This is a genomic window from Amycolatopsis sp. NPDC057786, assembly GCF_042797905.1.
Classification (GTDB): domain Bacteria; phylum Actinomycetota; class Actinomycetes; order Mycobacteriales; family Pseudonocardiaceae; genus Amycolatopsis.
In genome coordinates this window covers 24,189-38,862 of sequence record NZ_JBHVKW010000085.1, presented here as the reverse complement: position 1 = coordinate 38,862, position 14,674 = coordinate 24,189, and the positions used below count along the sequence as shown (strand labels likewise).

Annotated in this window: 19 protein-coding genes; 8 read left to right on the top strand and 11 right to left on the bottom strand. The window is 69.7% G+C overall.

The annotated features are described in order from the left end of the window. Nucleotides 1-94: 94 nt before the first annotated feature. On the bottom strand, nt 95-2,275 hold the full coding sequence (locus tag ACFVM3_RS32040; protein WP_378443664.1) for an MMPL family transporter: 2,181 nt from the start codon (nt 2,273-2,275) through the stop codon (nt 95-97). Nucleotides 2,276-2,435: 160 nt separating this feature from the next. On the opposite strand from ACFVM3_RS32040, the gene ACFVM3_RS32035 reads away from it, so the two are divergent. Both ACFVM3_RS32035 and ACFVM3_RS32030 read left to right on the top strand, forming a co-directional pair. After that, complete coding sequence (locus ACFVM3_RS32035; protein WP_378443663.1) at nt 2,436-3,005, top strand: TetR/AcrR family transcriptional regulator; 570 nt, start codon at nt 2,436-2,438, stop codon at nt 3,003-3,005. 46 nt (nt 3,006-3,051) lie between these two features. Continuing rightward, nucleotides 3,052-3,924: a hypothetical protein gene (locus ACFVM3_RS32030; RefSeq protein WP_378443662.1), complete on the top strand. Its 873-nt coding sequence runs from the start codon at nt 3,052-3,054 to the stop codon at nt 3,922-3,924. Here the strand turns inward: ACFVM3_RS32030 and ACFVM3_RS32025 are convergent. Both ACFVM3_RS32025 and soxR read right to left on the bottom strand, forming a co-directional pair. Continuing rightward, nucleotides 3,921-4,469, bottom strand: coding sequence for an RNA 2'-phosphotransferase (locus ACFVM3_RS32025; RefSeq protein WP_378443661.1), 549 nt, complete (start codon nt 4,467-4,469; stop codon nt 3,921-3,923). The two genes, ACFVM3_RS32030 and ACFVM3_RS32025, sit on opposite strands and share 4 nt — an antisense overlap. A 46-nt stretch (nt 4,470-4,515) precedes the next feature. Beyond that, nucleotides 4,516-4,977, bottom strand: coding sequence for a redox-sensitive transcriptional activator SoxR (gene soxR / locus ACFVM3_RS32020; protein WP_016335982.1), 462 nt, complete (start codon nt 4,975-4,977; stop codon nt 4,516-4,518). Nucleotides 4,978-5,029: 52 nt separating this feature from the next. Here soxR and ACFVM3_RS32015 point away from each other — a divergent pair, with 52 nt between their 5' ends. From ACFVM3_RS32015 to ACFVM3_RS32005, 3 genes are all read left to right on the top strand, one after another. Then, the gene (locus ACFVM3_RS32015; RefSeq protein ID WP_378443660.1) at nt 5,030-5,722 is read left to right on the top strand and encodes a transketolase; all 693 of its coding nucleotides are present in this window, start codon (nt 5,030-5,032) and stop codon (nt 5,720-5,722) included. A gap of 4 nt (nt 5,723-5,726) precedes the next feature. After that, nucleotides 5,727-6,617, top strand: coding sequence for a transketolase family protein (locus tag ACFVM3_RS32010; protein WP_378443659.1), 891 nt, complete (start codon nt 5,727-5,729; stop codon nt 6,615-6,617). Between the two features lie 174 nt (nt 6,618-6,791). Further along, a complete protein-coding gene (locus ACFVM3_RS32005) occupies nt 6,792-7,220 on the top strand; it encodes an NUDIX hydrolase (RefSeq protein WP_378443658.1) in 429 nt (142 codons plus the stop codon). Here the strand turns inward: ACFVM3_RS32005 and ACFVM3_RS32000 are convergent. The 3 genes from ACFVM3_RS32000 to ACFVM3_RS31990 form a co-directional block, all read right to left on the bottom strand. Continuing rightward, on the bottom strand, nt 7,206-7,874 hold the full coding sequence (locus ACFVM3_RS32000) for an NIPSNAP family protein (RefSeq protein WP_378443657.1): 669 nt from the start codon (nt 7,872-7,874) through the stop codon (nt 7,206-7,208). The genes ACFVM3_RS32005 and ACFVM3_RS32000 overlap by 15 nt on opposite strands. Nucleotides 7,875-7,914: 40 nt before the next feature. Next, entirely contained in the window at nt 7,915-9,087 is a 1,173-nt protein-coding gene (locus tag ACFVM3_RS31995; protein WP_378443656.1) for an acyl-CoA dehydrogenase family protein, read from the bottom strand. Between the two features lie 72 nt (nt 9,088-9,159). Beyond that, nucleotides 9,160-9,339 carry a hypothetical protein gene (locus tag ACFVM3_RS31990; protein ID WP_378443655.1) on the bottom strand — a complete coding sequence of 60 codons (180 nt, stop codon included), beginning with the start codon at nt 9,337-9,339 and terminating at the stop codon, nt 9,160-9,162. 136 nt (nt 9,340-9,475) lie between these two features. On the opposite strand from ACFVM3_RS31990, the gene hisH reads away from it, so the two are divergent. The 3 genes from hisH to ACFVM3_RS31975 all read left to right on the top strand — a co-directional run bounded on the left by hisH (nt 9,476) and on the right by ACFVM3_RS31975 (nt 11,275). Beyond that, nucleotides 9,476-10,099: an imidazole glycerol phosphate synthase subunit HisH gene (gene hisH, locus ACFVM3_RS31985; RefSeq protein ID WP_378443665.1), complete on the top strand. Its 624-nt coding sequence runs from the start codon at nt 9,476-9,478 to the stop codon at nt 10,097-10,099. Nucleotides 10,100-10,108: 9 nt separating this feature from the next. Continuing rightward, a complete protein-coding gene (gene priA, locus ACFVM3_RS31980) occupies nt 10,109-10,846 on the top strand; it encodes a bifunctional 1-(5-phosphoribosyl)-5-((5-phosphoribosylamino)methylideneamino)imidazole-4-carboxamide isomerase/phosphoribosylanthranilate isomerase PriA (RefSeq protein WP_007029948.1) in 738 nt (245 codons plus the stop codon). A gap of 81 nt (nt 10,847-10,927) precedes the next feature. Beyond that, nucleotides 10,928-11,275 (top strand): DUF1330 domain-containing protein, encoded by a 348-nt coding sequence (locus tag ACFVM3_RS31975; RefSeq protein WP_378443654.1) that lies wholly within the window; start codon nt 10,928-10,930, stop codon nt 11,273-11,275. A 1-nt stretch (nt 11,276) separates the two neighbouring features. Here the strand turns inward: ACFVM3_RS31975 and ACFVM3_RS31970 are convergent, their stop codons facing one another. Genes ACFVM3_RS31970 through ACFVM3_RS31950 form a run of 5 tightly spaced genes read right to left on the bottom strand, consistent with a single transcriptional unit; the run spans nt 11,277 to nt 14,657 of the window. After that, nucleotides 11,277-11,663 carry a PPOX class F420-dependent oxidoreductase gene (locus ACFVM3_RS31970; protein ID WP_219150321.1) on the bottom strand — a complete coding sequence of 129 codons (387 nt, stop codon included), beginning with the start codon at nt 11,661-11,663 and terminating at the stop codon, nt 11,277-11,279. 9 nt (nt 11,664-11,672) lie between these two features. Further along, a complete protein-coding gene (locus ACFVM3_RS31965) occupies nt 11,673-12,407 on the bottom strand; it encodes an ABC transporter permease (RefSeq protein WP_378443653.1) in 735 nt (244 codons plus the stop codon). After that, entirely contained in the window at nt 12,404-13,126 is a 723-nt protein-coding gene (locus ACFVM3_RS31960) for an ABC transporter ATP-binding protein (protein WP_378443652.1), read from the bottom strand. Before ACFVM3_RS31960 ends, ACFVM3_RS31965 begins: the two co-directional genes overlap by 4 nt. Nucleotides 13,127-13,176: 50 nt before the next feature. Continuing rightward, nucleotides 13,177-13,737, bottom strand: coding sequence for a putative glycolipid-binding domain-containing protein (locus ACFVM3_RS31955; RefSeq protein ID WP_378443651.1), 561 nt, complete (start codon nt 13,735-13,737; stop codon nt 13,177-13,179). After that, nucleotides 13,734-14,657: an NADP-dependent oxidoreductase gene (locus ACFVM3_RS31950; RefSeq protein ID WP_378443650.1), complete on the bottom strand. Its 924-nt coding sequence runs from the start codon at nt 14,655-14,657 to the stop codon at nt 13,734-13,736. Before ACFVM3_RS31950 ends, ACFVM3_RS31955 begins: the two co-directional genes overlap by 4 nt. Nucleotides 14,658-14,674: the final 17 nt, after the last annotated feature.

The following is a 14,674-nucleotide window of genomic DNA, read 5'->3' as shown; positions in this document are numbered from 1 at the left end:
CCCCCTTCACTGCGCTAGACGCAGTGAAGGGGGCCTTCACGTACTTGTGCGGGTGCGACCCGGGCTCGTGGCTTTCGCAACCTCCAACGGCGACCTACTTCGAGGCGTCGACCAGCTCTCGCTCGTCAGGCGCGTCCAGCTGCTTCGCGAGCTTCTCGCCTTCGACGTCCACATCGGGCAGCACGCGGTCCAGCCACTTCGGCAGCCACCAGGCACCGCGTCCGAGCAGGGACATCAGCGCCGGCACGATGGTCATCCGGATCACGAAGGCGTCCACCAGCACCCCGAAGGCCAGCGCGAACCCGATCGACTGGATCAGCGACGATTCAGCGAGGACGAACCCGGCGAACACGCTGATCATGATCAGGGCGGCGGCGACCACGACGCGGGAGCCGTGCCGGAAACCGGTGACCATCGCCTGCTGCGGGTCGGCACCGTGGACGTATTCCTCCCGCATCCGCGTCACCAGGAACACCTGGTAGTCCATCGCGAGCCCGAACAGCACGCCGATCAGCAGGATCGGCAGCATGCTCATGATCGGCCCGGTCGTCTTCACGCCGAGCAGGTCGGTGAGCCAGCCCCACTGGAACACCGCCACCACGGCGCCGAACGTCGCGACCACGGAGCCGAGGAAGCCCAGCGTCGCCTTCAGCGGCACGACGATCGACCGGAACACCAGCATCAGCAACAGGAACGCGAGCCCGACGATCAGCGCGAGATAGGGCAGCATCGCGTCGGCGAGTTTCTCCGAGACGTCGATGTTGGCCGCGGTCTGGCCGGTCACCGCCAGTGACGCGCCGGTGGCCGTGCCGAGGCCCGCGTTCAGGCCGCGGATGTCGCTGACCAGGTCTTCGGTCGCGGTGCTGCTCGGGCCGCTCTTCGGGATGACGGTCAGCAGCGCCAGGTCACCGGCCCGGTTGGTCTTCGGCGGCGTGACGATCGGGCGTTCGGGGAGGCCGCCGATGCCCGCGGCCGCCTGCTGGAGCGCGGCTTGGCGGTCGGTGCTGCCGCTCAGGTCGACGACGATCACCAGTGGCCCGTTCGCGCCCTCGCCGAAGCTGCGCGCGACGGTGTCGTAGGCCTTGCGCTGGGTGCTGTCCGGCGCGGCGGTGCTGTCGTTCGGCAGGCCGAGCTGCATGCTCGCGGCCGGGATGGCGACGATCGCGAGACCGGCGATCGCGGCGATCAGCACCGGGATCCGGCGGCGGGCAACGAACCGCGCCCAGCGCTCGCCGTGGGTGGTGGCGCTTTCCTTGCGGCGCAAGCGGATCTTGCCGCCCGCCAGTTTGCCGCCCGCGAAACCGAGCACGGCTGGCAGCAGGGTGAGCGCGATGACGACCGCGATGGCGACGGTGATCGCCGCGGCGACGCCCATCTCGCCGAGGAACGGGATGCCGACGACGGTCAGGCCCGCCAGCGCGATGATCACAGTCAGCCCGGCGAACACCACCGCGGAGCCCGCCGTGCCGGTGGCGCGTCCGGCGGCTTCCTCCGGATCTCGCCCGATCGAGAGTTCGTGCCGGTAGCGGGAAACGATGAAGAGCGCGTAGTCGATGCCGACGGCGAGACCGATCATCAGCGCGAGCACCGGCGTGTTCGTGTTCAGTTCGAGGAAGCCGGACGCCGTGGTGATCCCCGCCATGCCGATGCCGACGCCGATGAGCGCGGTCAGCAGCGGGATCCCGGCCGCGAGCAGCGAACCGAAGGTGATGATCAGGACGACGGCGGCGACCGCGACACCGAGGCCCTCGGTGGCGTTCGTGGCGGGCATCGCCTGGACGGCGTCACCGCCGAAGTCCACGGTGTACCCGGCGGCCTTGGCGGAATCCGCAGCGGCCATCAGGCCGTCGCGGTCGGCGTCGGTGAGCTCGAAGCCCTGGACGCGGTAGCTGACCTGCGCCAGCGCCACGTGCTTGTCGGGCGAGATCGCCTGCGCCTGCAGCGGGTCCACCACGCCGGCGACCTTCGGCGCGTCCTTGAGTCCGGTGACGAGGCGGGCGATCGCCGCCTGCCCGTTGGCGTCGGTGATGTCGCCGGGCGTCGAGATGACGACGCGCGCCGTCGCGCCACCGGCGGCGGCTTCCGGGAACCGGTCGGCGAGCTGGTCGATCGCCTTCTGCGATTCGGTGCCGGGGATGGTCACCGAGTTCGACAGCTGGCCGGACAGGGTCAGCGCGCCCGCGCCGAGGGCCACCAGGACGGCGGCCCACACCGCCGTCACCAGTGCCCGGCGCCGGAACGAGAACCGGCCCAGGCGGTACAGGAAGCTGGCCACGAAAGTCTCCCGTTCACTCGTTCAGGTTCATTTCAAGCTAGCCGATCGGCTAGGGCCGTACAAGCCGATCGGCAAGTGTGTGACTAGCCGCACGGCTAGTACTCGTTTGGCCAGGCGGCCACGCTTGACGTAATCTCCGACGGCTGAACGAGGAGGGAACATGGACGTCGTCCACGTGGAGGACACCCGCACGCGACTGCTGGGCACGGCGTTGCGGCTGTTCACCGAACACGGCGTGGAAGGCACCTCGCTGCAGATGATCGCGGACGCCCTCGGCGTCACCAAGGCCGCCGTCTACTACCACTTCAAGACGAAGGCGGAGATCACCGAATCCGTCGCCGAACCCGTGCTGCGGGAGCTCGAAGGCATCGTCGACGACGCCCGCGTCCAGCGCACCCGTGGCGCGCAGATCGACCACCTGCTCGACGGTTTCGTCGATCTCGTCGTGCGGCACCGCGCGCTGGTCGCCCTGTTCTCCAGCGACCCCGGTATCGCCCGCGCGATCGAAAAATCCGTCCACCGCTCGGAAAGCTTCAAGAACCGGCTGCTGGAGATCCTGGCCGGCCCGGAGCCGGACGCGCTGGGGATGGTCACCGCGCAGGTGCTCCTTGCCGGTATCGCCCTCGCCGGCGGCTCGCCCGAGGTCGCTTCGCTCGACGACGAGACGCTGCGCGAAACGCTCCTCAGCGTCGGCCGCAAGCTCTACAACCGCCCGCGCCGCCGTTCGTGACCGATGTGTTCAAGACAGGCGCCGCGATCCGCGCGACCCTGTCGGCATGAACATCGATCTGAACGCGGCGGCCACGTTCATGGCCACCCAGGCCCGGCTGCTCGACAGGCGTCGCTTCGACGTCCTCTTTCGTGACGGTGATCCGGCGGCGGCGCTCGCGGCGCTGGAGGCGTACCGCAATTCCGACGGCGGCTACGGTCACGGGCTCGAACCCGACTGCCGCTCGGTGACCAGCCAACCCGCCGGCGCGCTGCACGCCTTCGAGGTCTTCGCCGACGTCGGCAAGTCGACAAGTCCGCGTGCGGCCGAACTCTGCGACTGGCTCGCCTCGATCTCCTTGCCCGACGGCGGGATCCCGTTCGCACTGCCGATGCCGGATCCCGAGGGCAGCGCGCCGTTCTGGGCCGGCGCGGATCCGGGGGTCTCGTCGCTGCAGATCACCGCGATCGTCGCGGTGACCGCGCATCGCGTCGCGGCGCACGATCCCGCGGTCGCCGCGCACCCCTGGCTCGCGAAGGCGACGCGCTACTGCCTCGACGAGATCGAAAAGCTCGACGAGGCACCGCACGCGCTCGTGCTCGCCTTCGCGATGAAGCTGGTGGACACGCTCGGCGACACGCGCCTGGTCGAGAAGCTCGGCCGGTTCGTCCCGGACGACGGCGTGGTCGCCGTCGGCGGCGGGATCGAGGGCGAGGCCATGCGCCCGCTCGACTTCGCGCCGGAACCCGGTGGCCCGGCACGAAAGCTCTTCCGGCCGGAGGTCGTCGAAGCGGATCTGCGGCGGGTGGCAGGCGGGCAGCACGACGACGGCGGCTGGCGGGTCGACTACGCGAGCTATTCGCCCGCCGCCGCGCTGGAGTGGAACGGGATGTTCACCGTGGGCATGCTCGGGCTCCTGCGGGCCAATGGCCTGGTCTAGGGGAGACGGCGCAGGAATTCCGGCGGAACGACGGCGGTGAGCCAGACTCCGTTCGCGCTCACCTGGAATTCGTGTCCGGCGGCGGACATCTCCCTGGCGTCCACGGCGAGCAGCACCGGGACGCCGCGCCGCGCCCCGACGGCCCGCGCGGTGTCCACGGTCGCCGAGAGATGCACGGCGTGCCGTTTCATCGGCCGGAGCCCCTCGCGCAGGATCGCGTCGAGGAACCGGGAGACCGTGCCGTGGTAGAGCACGTCCGGCGGGATCGCGGCGGGCAGCGCGAGGTCGACGTCGACACTGTGGCCCTGGCTGGCGCGGATCCGCAGCCCGGCCTCGTCGAAGGCGAAGCGCCGCTTGTCGTTGCCGTCGACCACTTCGTCGAGTTCGGTGCGGGTGAGCGGCAAACCGTTGCGCCGCAAGGCCGCCAGAAGCGTGTCGACGTCGACCCAGCCGTCAGGGGTGAGGGTGATCCCGATGTCGCCGGGTGCGTGCCGCAGGTGCCGGGAGAGTCGTTTCGAGACCCGGATGAGGTTCTTCTTGTCCATTTCGAGTCACAGTGACGCACATCCGGCCCCGGCGTGGCAACGGAATTCAGATGCCGCCCTCGGAAGCCGGGCGCAGTTTCCCGGCGCCGGGGCCGAACCGGGACATCTGGTCGTCGGCGTTGTAGAGCCCGCAGCTGCGCAGGGAGAGGCAACCGCAGCCGACGCATCCGGTCAGCCTGTCGCGCAGGCGCTGCAACGCGTCGATCCGCGCGTCGAGCTCGTCCTGCCAGCCCCGCGAAAGGCGGGCCCAGTCGGCCTTGGTGGGCGCGTGGTCCTTGGGCAGGGTCTCCAGTGCCGAGCTGATGTCGTCCAGGCTGAGCCCGACCCGCTGCGCGGCGCGGATGAAGGCGATCCGGCGCAGCACCGAACGCGAGTAGCGGCGCTGATTGCCCGCCGAGCGCTCGGAGCTGATCAGTCCTTTGTCCTCGTAGAAACGCAAAGCCGTATGGGGCACGCCGCTGCGGTCGGCGACCTGCCCGATGCTCAGGTGTTCAGCCAGTCTCGTCACGTCGCCAGGTTAGCCTTGACTTCGACCTAAGTCGAGGTTGCAACCTCGGTTCATGACCACCGACACCAAGACCGGCTACGAGGATCTGCCGAGGCTGATCTCGTTGATGACCGGGGACGAGAAACACCAGGCCGCCGCGGAGTCCACTGTGGACGTGCTGTGGGTGCTCTACGACCGTGTGCTCGACATCACCCCGGAGAACGTCCGCGATCCGGGCCGCGACCGTTTCCTGCTGTCGAAGGGCCACGGCCCGATGGCCTACTACGCGGTGCTGGCGAAGAAGGGTTTCCTCCACGAGGAAGAACTCGCCGACTGGACGTCGGCCGAGTCCCGGCTCGGTCATCATCCCGACCGGGCGAGGCTTCCCGGGGCCGAAATCTCCAGCGGTTCGCTCGGGCACGGGCTTCCGTTGGCCATCGGCACCGTGTTCGGCCTGCGCGCCAAGGGATTCCGTGACGCCAAGGTCGTCACCCTCCTCGGCGACGCGGAACTCGACGAGGGTTCCAACCAAGAGGCCATCGCGGTCGCCGGCCGGATCGGCATGCCGCAGCTGACCGCCGTCGTCATCGACAACTCCTCGGCGACGCACGGCTGGCCCGGCGGGATCGCACGCCGGTTCGAGGTCGAAGGCTGGACGACCCGCACCGTCGACGGCCGCGATCACGACGCGCTCCACGAAGCCTTCACCGCCCCTCATCCGGACCGGCCGCTCGCCGTGGTCGCGACCGTCGAGCGAAAGGCCTGAACCCGTGAACATGCGTGAAACGTTTCTCGAAGCCGCCGCCGAAGCGCTCGACGCCGACCCGAACGTCGCCGTCGTGCTCGCCGACATCTCCGCGGCGCAACTCGCCTTCGCCGCGCGGAAACATCCAGACCGCGTGCTCAACGTCGGCATCCGCGAACAACTGATGATGAGCACCGCGGGCGGTCTCGCGCTGGCCGGGATGCGCCCGATCGTCCACACCTTCTCGTCGTTCCTCGTGGAGCGGGCGTTCGAGCAGGTCAAACTCGACCTCGGGCACCAGGACGTCGGGGCCGTGCTGGTGTCCTCGGGCGCGTCCTACGACATGCCGACCGCCGGGCGGACCCACCAGGCGCCAGGGGACGTCGCCCTCATCGACACGCTGCCGGGTTGGACCGTGCACGTGCCGGGGCATCCCGAAGAGGCACGGCGGCTGCTGCTCGAATCCATCCCTGGCGACGGGCGCGTCTATCTCCGGCTTTCCGCGCAGGAGAACGCGAAAGCGCATCTGGGCGCGGGCCTGCAAACGCTGCGCGAAGGCGGGCGAGGGGTGGTGGTGGCCGTCGGACCGATGCTCGACCGGACGCTGGACGCGACCGCCGATCTCGACGTGACCGTGCTCTACACCTCGACGATCCGGCCGTTCGACGCCGCCGGGCTGCGCGCGGCCGTCGAAGCCGCCGGGACCGCCGACGTCGTGCTGATCGAGCCGTACCTCGCGGGAACGTCGGCGCACGCGGTGACGGACGCCTTGTCCGAAACGCCGCACCGGCTGCTCTCCCTCGGCGTCCGGCGTGACGCGGAAGTACGCATCTACGGCGAAATGGCCGACCACGACCTCGCGCACGGCCTCGACGCCGGTTCGATCGCCTTGTCGGTCAAGGAATTCCTCAGCTAGCGTGCTGCGCCGGAAATTCGTGCGCCTTATTCGGTGGATCCGGGTTTCTGCTGGGCGTGCGGCCGGAAGCGGCTTGTACTGGTTGTACCTGCGCTTTCGGCCGTGCGTCCAGCGGGAAGCCGGGCCGCCGAGAAGGCCTACGAATTTCCGGCGCAGGACGCTAGCGTCACCAGGATGACGAAGATCCGCCCGCTCGCGCTCGGGGTCATCCGCCGCGGCGAAGACCTTCTCGTGTTCGAAGGCCGCGACCACGCCAAAGGCGAGACCTACCATCGCCCGCTCGGCGGCGGTATCGAGTTCGGGGAGACCGCCGCCGAGGCGCTGCACCGCGAATTCCGGGAGGAACTCGCGGCGGAGCTGACCTCGGTCGAGCAGATCGCCGTTCTGGAGAACGTGTACACCTACGAAGGCAGGCCGGGGCACGAGATCGTGTTCCTGTTCACCGCGGATCTGACGGACAAGGCGTTCTACGAGCGCGACGAAGTCGGTGTGGTGCTCGACGACGGCGCGCGCGTGCACTGGCTGCCGATGGCCGACGTGGCGAGCGGCAAGGCGATCCTGTACCCGGACGGACTCGCGGACCTCCTTTCAGCGCAGGGTTGACCGCGCGGTCGGCGTCAGTTCCCGTTGCTGCCAAGGGCGTTCGAGTTTGCCCGCGAGTCCGGCACCCGTCCGGTCCAGTAGCTCGCGGTGTTCTTCCGTGAACTTCGTGAACCAGACGAACACCGACTCGTTCTCCCGTACGGGAAGACGGGGGAAGGTGTTCTCCGCGGGCTCCGTTTCGAAGTGGCCGAACGTGTCCACGCCGGATTCCCGCAGGGCGGGCGCCACGTTGTCCGCGAAGTACCGGGAGAACTCCTCGACCGGGACGGCCGGATGGCACACCGTCACCAGCAGCCGGGAATCCCCGGCGCCGCCAGGAGCGGGGAACCCCGGCCCGGACGGTCGCAGCAACAGGACGTCCGAGGCGTCGATCATCGTCTCGTTCGCCGCCGGGCCGTGCTCTCGCCACACGGGCCCGTGGTAGAACGATTCGAGCGCGGCCCGCCTGGTCTCCATGTCCCGGAAACCGCGCAGCCACACGAACTTGTCCGGCTCCGCGGGCTCGCGGAAGAGGCCGAACAGGCGCATGCCACAGGCCTCCTGGCTCTCCACGAACTCGCGCTCGAAGAGCTCGATCAGCTCGTCGCGGCGGCCGGGGTGCAGCGTGTACCGGCGCAGCTCGACGACGGACTGGAACTCGGGGGAAACGGTCATGCGCGGACCATAGAGGCCCGCACCGACAGTTTCCGGCGGCTCAGCGGAAGGCGGCCAGACCGGTGACCGACTGGCCGAGCGAGAGCGCGTGCATCTCTTCGGTGCCCTCGTAGGTCAGCACGGTTTCCAGGTTCGACATATGCCGCATCACCGGGTACTCCAGCGAGATCCCGTTGGCGCCGAGCATGGCGCGCGCGGTCCTGGCGACCTCCAGCGCGGAGCGGACGTTGGCGAGCTTGCCGAAGCTGACGTGGTTGTGGTGCAGCGTCCCGGCGTCCTTGAGCCGCCCGATCCGCAGCGCGACCAGACCGGCGCGGTTGACCTCGACGACGAGATCGGCGAGCTTGCGCTGGGTGAGCTGGAATCCGGCAAGCGGTTTGCCGAACTGTTCCCGGCTCAGCGTGTACTCCAGCGCGGATTCGTAGCACGAGCGGGCGGCGCCGACGACGCCGAACAGGATCCCGTAGCGTGCCTCGTTCAGGCAGGACAGCGGTCCGCGCAGGCCCCTGACCTCGGGGAAAGCCGCGGAATCGGGCAGGCGGACGCCGTCGAGCACGAGTTCCGCGGTCAGCGAGGCCCGGAGCGACAGCTTGTGCTTGACCTCGTTCGCGGTGAAGCCCGGCGTGTTCGTGGGGACGACGAAACCGCGCACGCCTTCGTCGGTCTGCGCCCAGACGACCGCGACGTCGGCCACGGTTCCGTTGGTGATCCACATCTTCGTGCCACTCAGCACCCAGTCCGAACCGTCGCGCACCGCGCGGGTCCGCATGCTGCCGGGGTCGCTGCCGGCGTCCGGTTCGGTCAGGCCGAAGCAGCCGAGCGCCTCACCGGCGGCCATCCGGGGCAGCCACTCCTGCCGGTGCTCCTCGGTGCCCCATTTGTGGATCGCGTACATCGCCAGCGAACCCTGCACCGAGACGAAGCTGCGCAACCCGGAGTCGACGGCCTCCAGCTCACGGCAGGCGATGCCGTAGGCGACGGCGCTGGTCCCGGCGCAGCCGTAACCCTCCAGGTGCATGCCGAGCAGTCCGAGCTGCCCGAACCCCTTGGCGAGCTCGGCGGCGGGCAGCGCGCCCGTCTCGTACCAGTCGGCGACGTTCGGCAGGAGCTGGTCCTGCGCGTAGGAGCGCACGGCGTCACGCATGGCCCGGTCCTCGGCGGTGAGCTCGGCGTCGAGATCGAGGAAGTCGCGCGGATCCGGGCTGCTGCTCATGCGGTCACTCCTGGTCGGCTCGGTGGGGCACCTTCCTATGAAGAAAACCACACACGCGACCGGAGTCGAGTGTCAGCGATCCCGCCATCCGGTGGTCTTCGTCACCTGAACCGATGCCGTGGCCTTCCGGGCGGGGGCGGAGCGCCGCTTCTGCGCCGGGATCAGCAGCTCCGCGAAGGTAGGGAAAGGCACGCTGTCGATGTCTTCTCGCCAGGCGCTGAGCAGGCGGGTCAGTTCGTCGGCGTCCTGCATCGTTCCTCCAAAAGTGCAGGGCGGTCCTGCGCCGGCCTTTCACTTGGAGGCGTTATTACCCAGAAGAGTGAACGTCGAAACAGGAAATCCGGAGAAAGACCGGTCCGCTAACCTGGGACGCGTGGCTACTCCTCGCGTGGTGATCCTGGACTACGGGTCCGGCAACCTCCGGTCCGCCGAACGTGCTGTCCAGCGCGCCGGCGCCGACGTCGAGGTCACCGCCGACCCGCATGCCGCGCTCGAGGCCGACGGCCTGGTCGTCCCCGGTGTCGGCGCCTTCTCCGCCTGCATGGAGGGGCTGCGGTCGGTGTCGGGGGAGAAGATCATCGGCAAGCGCCTCGCCGGCGGCCGTCCGGTGCTGGGCATCTGCGTCGGCATGCAGATCCTGTTCGAACGCGGTGTCGAACACGGCGTGGAGGCCGAGGGCGCCGGTGAGTGGCCGGGCACGGTCGACAAGCTGGAGGCGGACGTCCTGCCCCACATGGGCTGGAACACCGTCCGAGCCCCGGAGGACTCTCAGCTGTTCGCCGGTCTGGACGCGGATACGCGGTTCTACTTCGTGCACTCCTACGCCGCGCGGACCTGGGAACTGGACTCCGGCCTCGCCGGGCAGCAGCCCAAGGTGACCTGGGCGAACCACGGCCAGGACTTCGTCGCCGCCGTCGAGAACGGGCCGCTCTGGGCGACCCAGTTCCACCCCGAGAAGTCCGGGGACGCCGGGGCGCACCTGCTGCGCAACTGGCTGAAGAGCCTGTCTTAGAGTGGGCGCGTGACTTTCACGCTCCTTCCCGCCGTTGATGTGGCCGATGGCCAGGCCGTGCGACTCGTCCAGGGCGAGGCCGGCACCGAAACCTCCTATGGCAGCCCGCTGGAGGCGGCGCTCGCCTGGCAGCGCGACGGGGCGGAGTGGATCCATCTGGTGGACCTCGACGCCGCGTTCGGCAAGGGGTCCAACCGCGAACTGCTCGCCGACGTCGTGGCCAAGCTCGACGTCCAGGTGGAGCTGTCCGGTGGCATCCGCGACGACGCCTCGCTGGAGGCCGCGCTGGCCACCGGCGCCCGCCGCGTCAACCTCGGTACCGCGGCGCTGGAGGACCCGGAGTGGACCGCGAAGGTCGTCTCGTCCTACGGCGACCGCGTCGCCATCGGGCTGGACGTGCGGATCACCGAGGCCGGGCACCGGCTGTCCGCCCGCGGCTGGACGCAGGACGGCGGTGACCTCTGGGAGGTCCTCGACCGGCTCGACCGCGACGGCGCGCAGCGCTACGTCGTCACCGACGTGAGCAAGGACGGCACCCTCCAGGGGCCGAACATCGACCTGCTCCGCGAGGTCGCCGCCCGCACCGACGCGCCGGTCATCGCCTCCGGCGGTGTGTCCAGTGTGGACGATCTTCGCGCGCTGGCCGCGCTGGCCCGCGACGGTGTCGAAGGCTCCATCGTCGGCAAGGCGCTCTACGCCGGCGCGTTCACCCTGCCCGAGGCGCTCGCGGCCGTCGCGGAGTTCTGAGCTTTACCTCCCGGGTAATCGACGCCACGCGCCTGCTCGGTCAGGATTCCTTCCAGGACAACGAAACCCTGGAGGGACACCATGACCGCCTACGGACTCGCCCACCTTCGCCCCGCCGCTGTGCTGGCCGAAGAGGTCTTCGAGTACATGGAACGGATCCAGGCCACGCTCGATCCCTTCGGCGGCAGGTTCCTCGTGCACGGGGCCGGGGTCCACGTCGTCGAGGGGGAGTGGCCGGGGGCGCTCGTGCTCATCGAGTTCCCGAGCCTCGACGCCGCGCGGGAGTGGTACGACTCGCCCGCGTACCGGGAGATCCTGCCGCTGCGGGCCGACCACATCCCCGGCGATCTGATCCTGGTGGAGGGATGCGGGCCGGACCACGACTCGGCGGCGCTGGCGGCTTCGCTGCGGGCGTCGCAGGCCGCCTGATCTACTCCGCCAGCTTGATCGCGATGCCCACGGTCCGGTCCTTCGGCCCCCGCAGCCTGCTGAAGAACATCGTGACCCGCCCGGTGATCCCGTACTTCCGCGCGATCACCTTGCGCACGCGTTCGGTCTCGTCGAGGTCCAGCAGTCGCGCCTCGCCCGCGACGACGTCGCCATGGGTCTTGGCGCCGCGGAAGTCGCACGCTTGGACCTCGACGCGGCCGCTGTTGCGGATGCGCTTGACCTTGCCGGCCTTCCGCTCGGACCAGATCACCAGTTCGCCGCCGTCGCCCGCCGCCCAGACCGGGGTCGGTACCGGGGTGCCGTTCTTGCGGAAGGTGGTCAGGACGACGTACTTCTCGGCGGCGATCCGCTCGAACTCCGATCCCATGGGGAAAGTCTAGGGCGTCCGGCGACGCAAGGTCGCCGCGCCGAGCACCAGCGCGGCCAGGGCGCACGCCCCGACGACGAGCAGGTTCCGGATGAGGGTCGCGTCCACGGTGCCCGAGGTGGTGACCCGGGTGAGCGCTTCGACCGCGTACGAAAGCGGCATCACGTTCGAAAGCCAGTTCAGGAGCCAGCCCATTTCGCCGCGCGGGACGAACAGCCCGCACAGCAGGATCTGCGGCAGCACGAACAGCGGCATGAACTGCACCGCCTGGAATTCCGTCCGCGCGAACGCGCTCACGAACAGGCCGAGCGCCATCCCGAGGAGGGCGTCGAGAACGGCGATGAGCAGCAGCATCCCGATCGAGCCCGCGATGTCGAGGCCGAGCCAGGCGAGCGAGACCCCGGCGGCGACGCCGACCTGCACGATCGCGATCGAACCGAACGCGATCGCGTAGCCGAAGAGCAGGTCCATCCGGCCGATCGGCAGGGTCATCAGCCGTTCCAGCGTCGCCGTGGTGCGCTCGCGGAGCGTGGTGATCGAGGTGATCAGGAACATGATCAGAAAGGGGAAGACGCCGAGCAGCGCCGGGGCGACCCGGCTGAACACCGCTTCGGAGTTGAAGACGAAGCGCAGCAGCACCATCAGCAGTGACGGGACGACGATCAGCATCGCGACGGTGCGCGGATCGTGCCGCAGCTGAAAGAGGATGCGGCGGGCCGTGGCGAGCGTCAGCGTGGGGTTCACGAGGTCGTCTCCGTCTCCCGGACGAGCCGCAGGAACGCCTGCTCCAGATCGGTCGTGCCGGTACGTTCGCGCAGCCCGGCCGGGGTGTCGTCGGCGAGGATGCGGCCTTCGCGCATGAGCAGCAGGCGGTCGCATCGCGCGGCCTCGTCCATGACGTGGCTGGACACGAGCAGCGTCGCCCCGGCCTCGGCGAGGCGGCGGAACAGCGCCCAGAGTTCGTCGCGGAGTACGGGATCGAGGCCGACCGTCGGTTCGTCGAGGACGAGCAGTTCGGGCTTCCCGAGCAGCGCGACGGCGAGGTTGGCGCGGTTGTGCTGGCCGCCCGACAGGGAGCCGACCAGCTTGCCCGCGTGGTCGGTCAGCCCGACTTCGGCGATCACCCTGTCCACATCGGACATCGGCGCGCGAAGGACGGAAGCGAAGTAGCGCAAGGCTTCCGTGATGGTGAGGTCGGCGTAGATGGCCGGGTTCTGGGTGGCGTAGCCGATCAGCCGACGCAGCGGCGGGCTGCCCGCGGGATGGCCGAGCACGGTGACCTCGCCCGCGGCGACGATCTGCACGCCGACGATCGCGCGCATCAGCGTCGTCTTGCCGCAGCCGCTCGGCCCGAGCAGGCCGGTGACGCGGCCGCGCGGCGTCCGGAACGCGATGTCCTTGACGACCTCGCGACCGCCGCGGACGACCCTCAGTCCCGTCACGGAGATCGCTGAATTAGCCATGCGTTTAATTCTGCGCTCGTTGAGAAGCGCGAGTCAAGGGGTCGCGGGTTTCAGGACAGCCGGACGGCGATGCCCGGATAGTCGCGGACCAGCAGGTGCCGGTCGTAACGCAGCACGCACGAGAAATCGAAGACCGGTGCCGCATAGGCGAAATCGCGCTCACCGATCCGCTCGTAGCGCTGCTCGAGCCGCTCGACGGCGAGGTCACCCGCCCGGACGTACACGGCGGGCGCCTCGGCGGCGGCGCCCGGCGCCAGACCGAGCCGGTGCACCGGCAGCGTGTTCGTCATCGACGACGACTCGAGATCCACGTCGAAACAGCCGTCGAGGCGCGGATCCGCGACCCCGTCCACTCGCCAGCGTCCGTCGCCGCCGGATTCGAGGACCGTGCGCCGGGCCCCGCTCGCCGACCGGCCGGAGAGCTCCGCCGACCTCGTATGCCAGGTGGCGTCGACGGTGATCGCGTACTCGACGAACCAGGATTCGCCGTCCTCGACCGCCGTCGTGGCACCGCTGATCCGCCAGCCGCCTTCGTGTTCTTCGAAGAACGCGACCTCGACGCCGGTCCTCGCGTCCCGATGCAGCCAGCTCGCCGTCGCGGGAAGGTTCACGGGACCAGGACGAGCTTGCCCCGGACGTGGCCCCGTTCGCTCTCGTCCTGGGCCGCGGCCGCCTCGTCGAGCGGGTACACCCGGGCGATCGGCAGGTCGAGCTTGCCTTCGGCGGCGAGCGCGGCACCTTCGGCCAGCGAGCCGGGGACCTGCTCGGCGGGGGATCCCGACGTGAACCGGACGCCGTGGTCGGCCGCGTCCGGCGCGGCGATGGTGATGACCCGCTTCGGGCCGCCGGTCAGCTCGACGAGGGTGGCGAGCGAGCCGCGTCCGGAGGCGTCGAAGGACGCGTCGATGCCCTGCGGCGCGACGTCGCGTACGCGCTCGGCGAGCCCTTCGCCGTACTGCACCGGGACGGCACCCAACGAGCGCAGGTAATCGTGGTTCGCTTCACTCGCGGTGCCCACGACGGTGAGTCCGCGTGCGACGGCGAGCTGGACGGCGATGGTGCCGACGCCGCCCGCCGCGCCGTCGATGAGCAGCGTCTCGCCCTTCTGCAGATCCAGGAGGTGGAGCGCGCGATAGGCGGTGTTGACGACCGCCGGCAGCGCCGCGGCCAGCTCCCAGGACAGTGCCTCGGGCTTGCGGACCAGCTTCGCGGGATCCGCGAGGACGTACTCCGCGTACCCGCCGATGCCGGACCCCAGGACTTCGTCACCGGCGGCGAACTCGGAAACCCCCTCGCCGACCGCGTCGATCACGCCCGTGATGTCCCCACCGGGGACGGCGGGGAACTTCGCGGGGTACACCTCCGCCATCAGACCGGACCGGATCTTCCAGTCGATCGGGTTCACGCCCGCGGCCCGGACGGCGACCCTGACCTGGCCGGGCCCCGGCGCGGGAAGCTCACGTTCGAGGACGCGCAGGACCCCGGAGTCGCCGTACTCGGTGAACGCGATGGAGCGGTAGGTGTCCGTCATGTCGTCGACAACCGCCG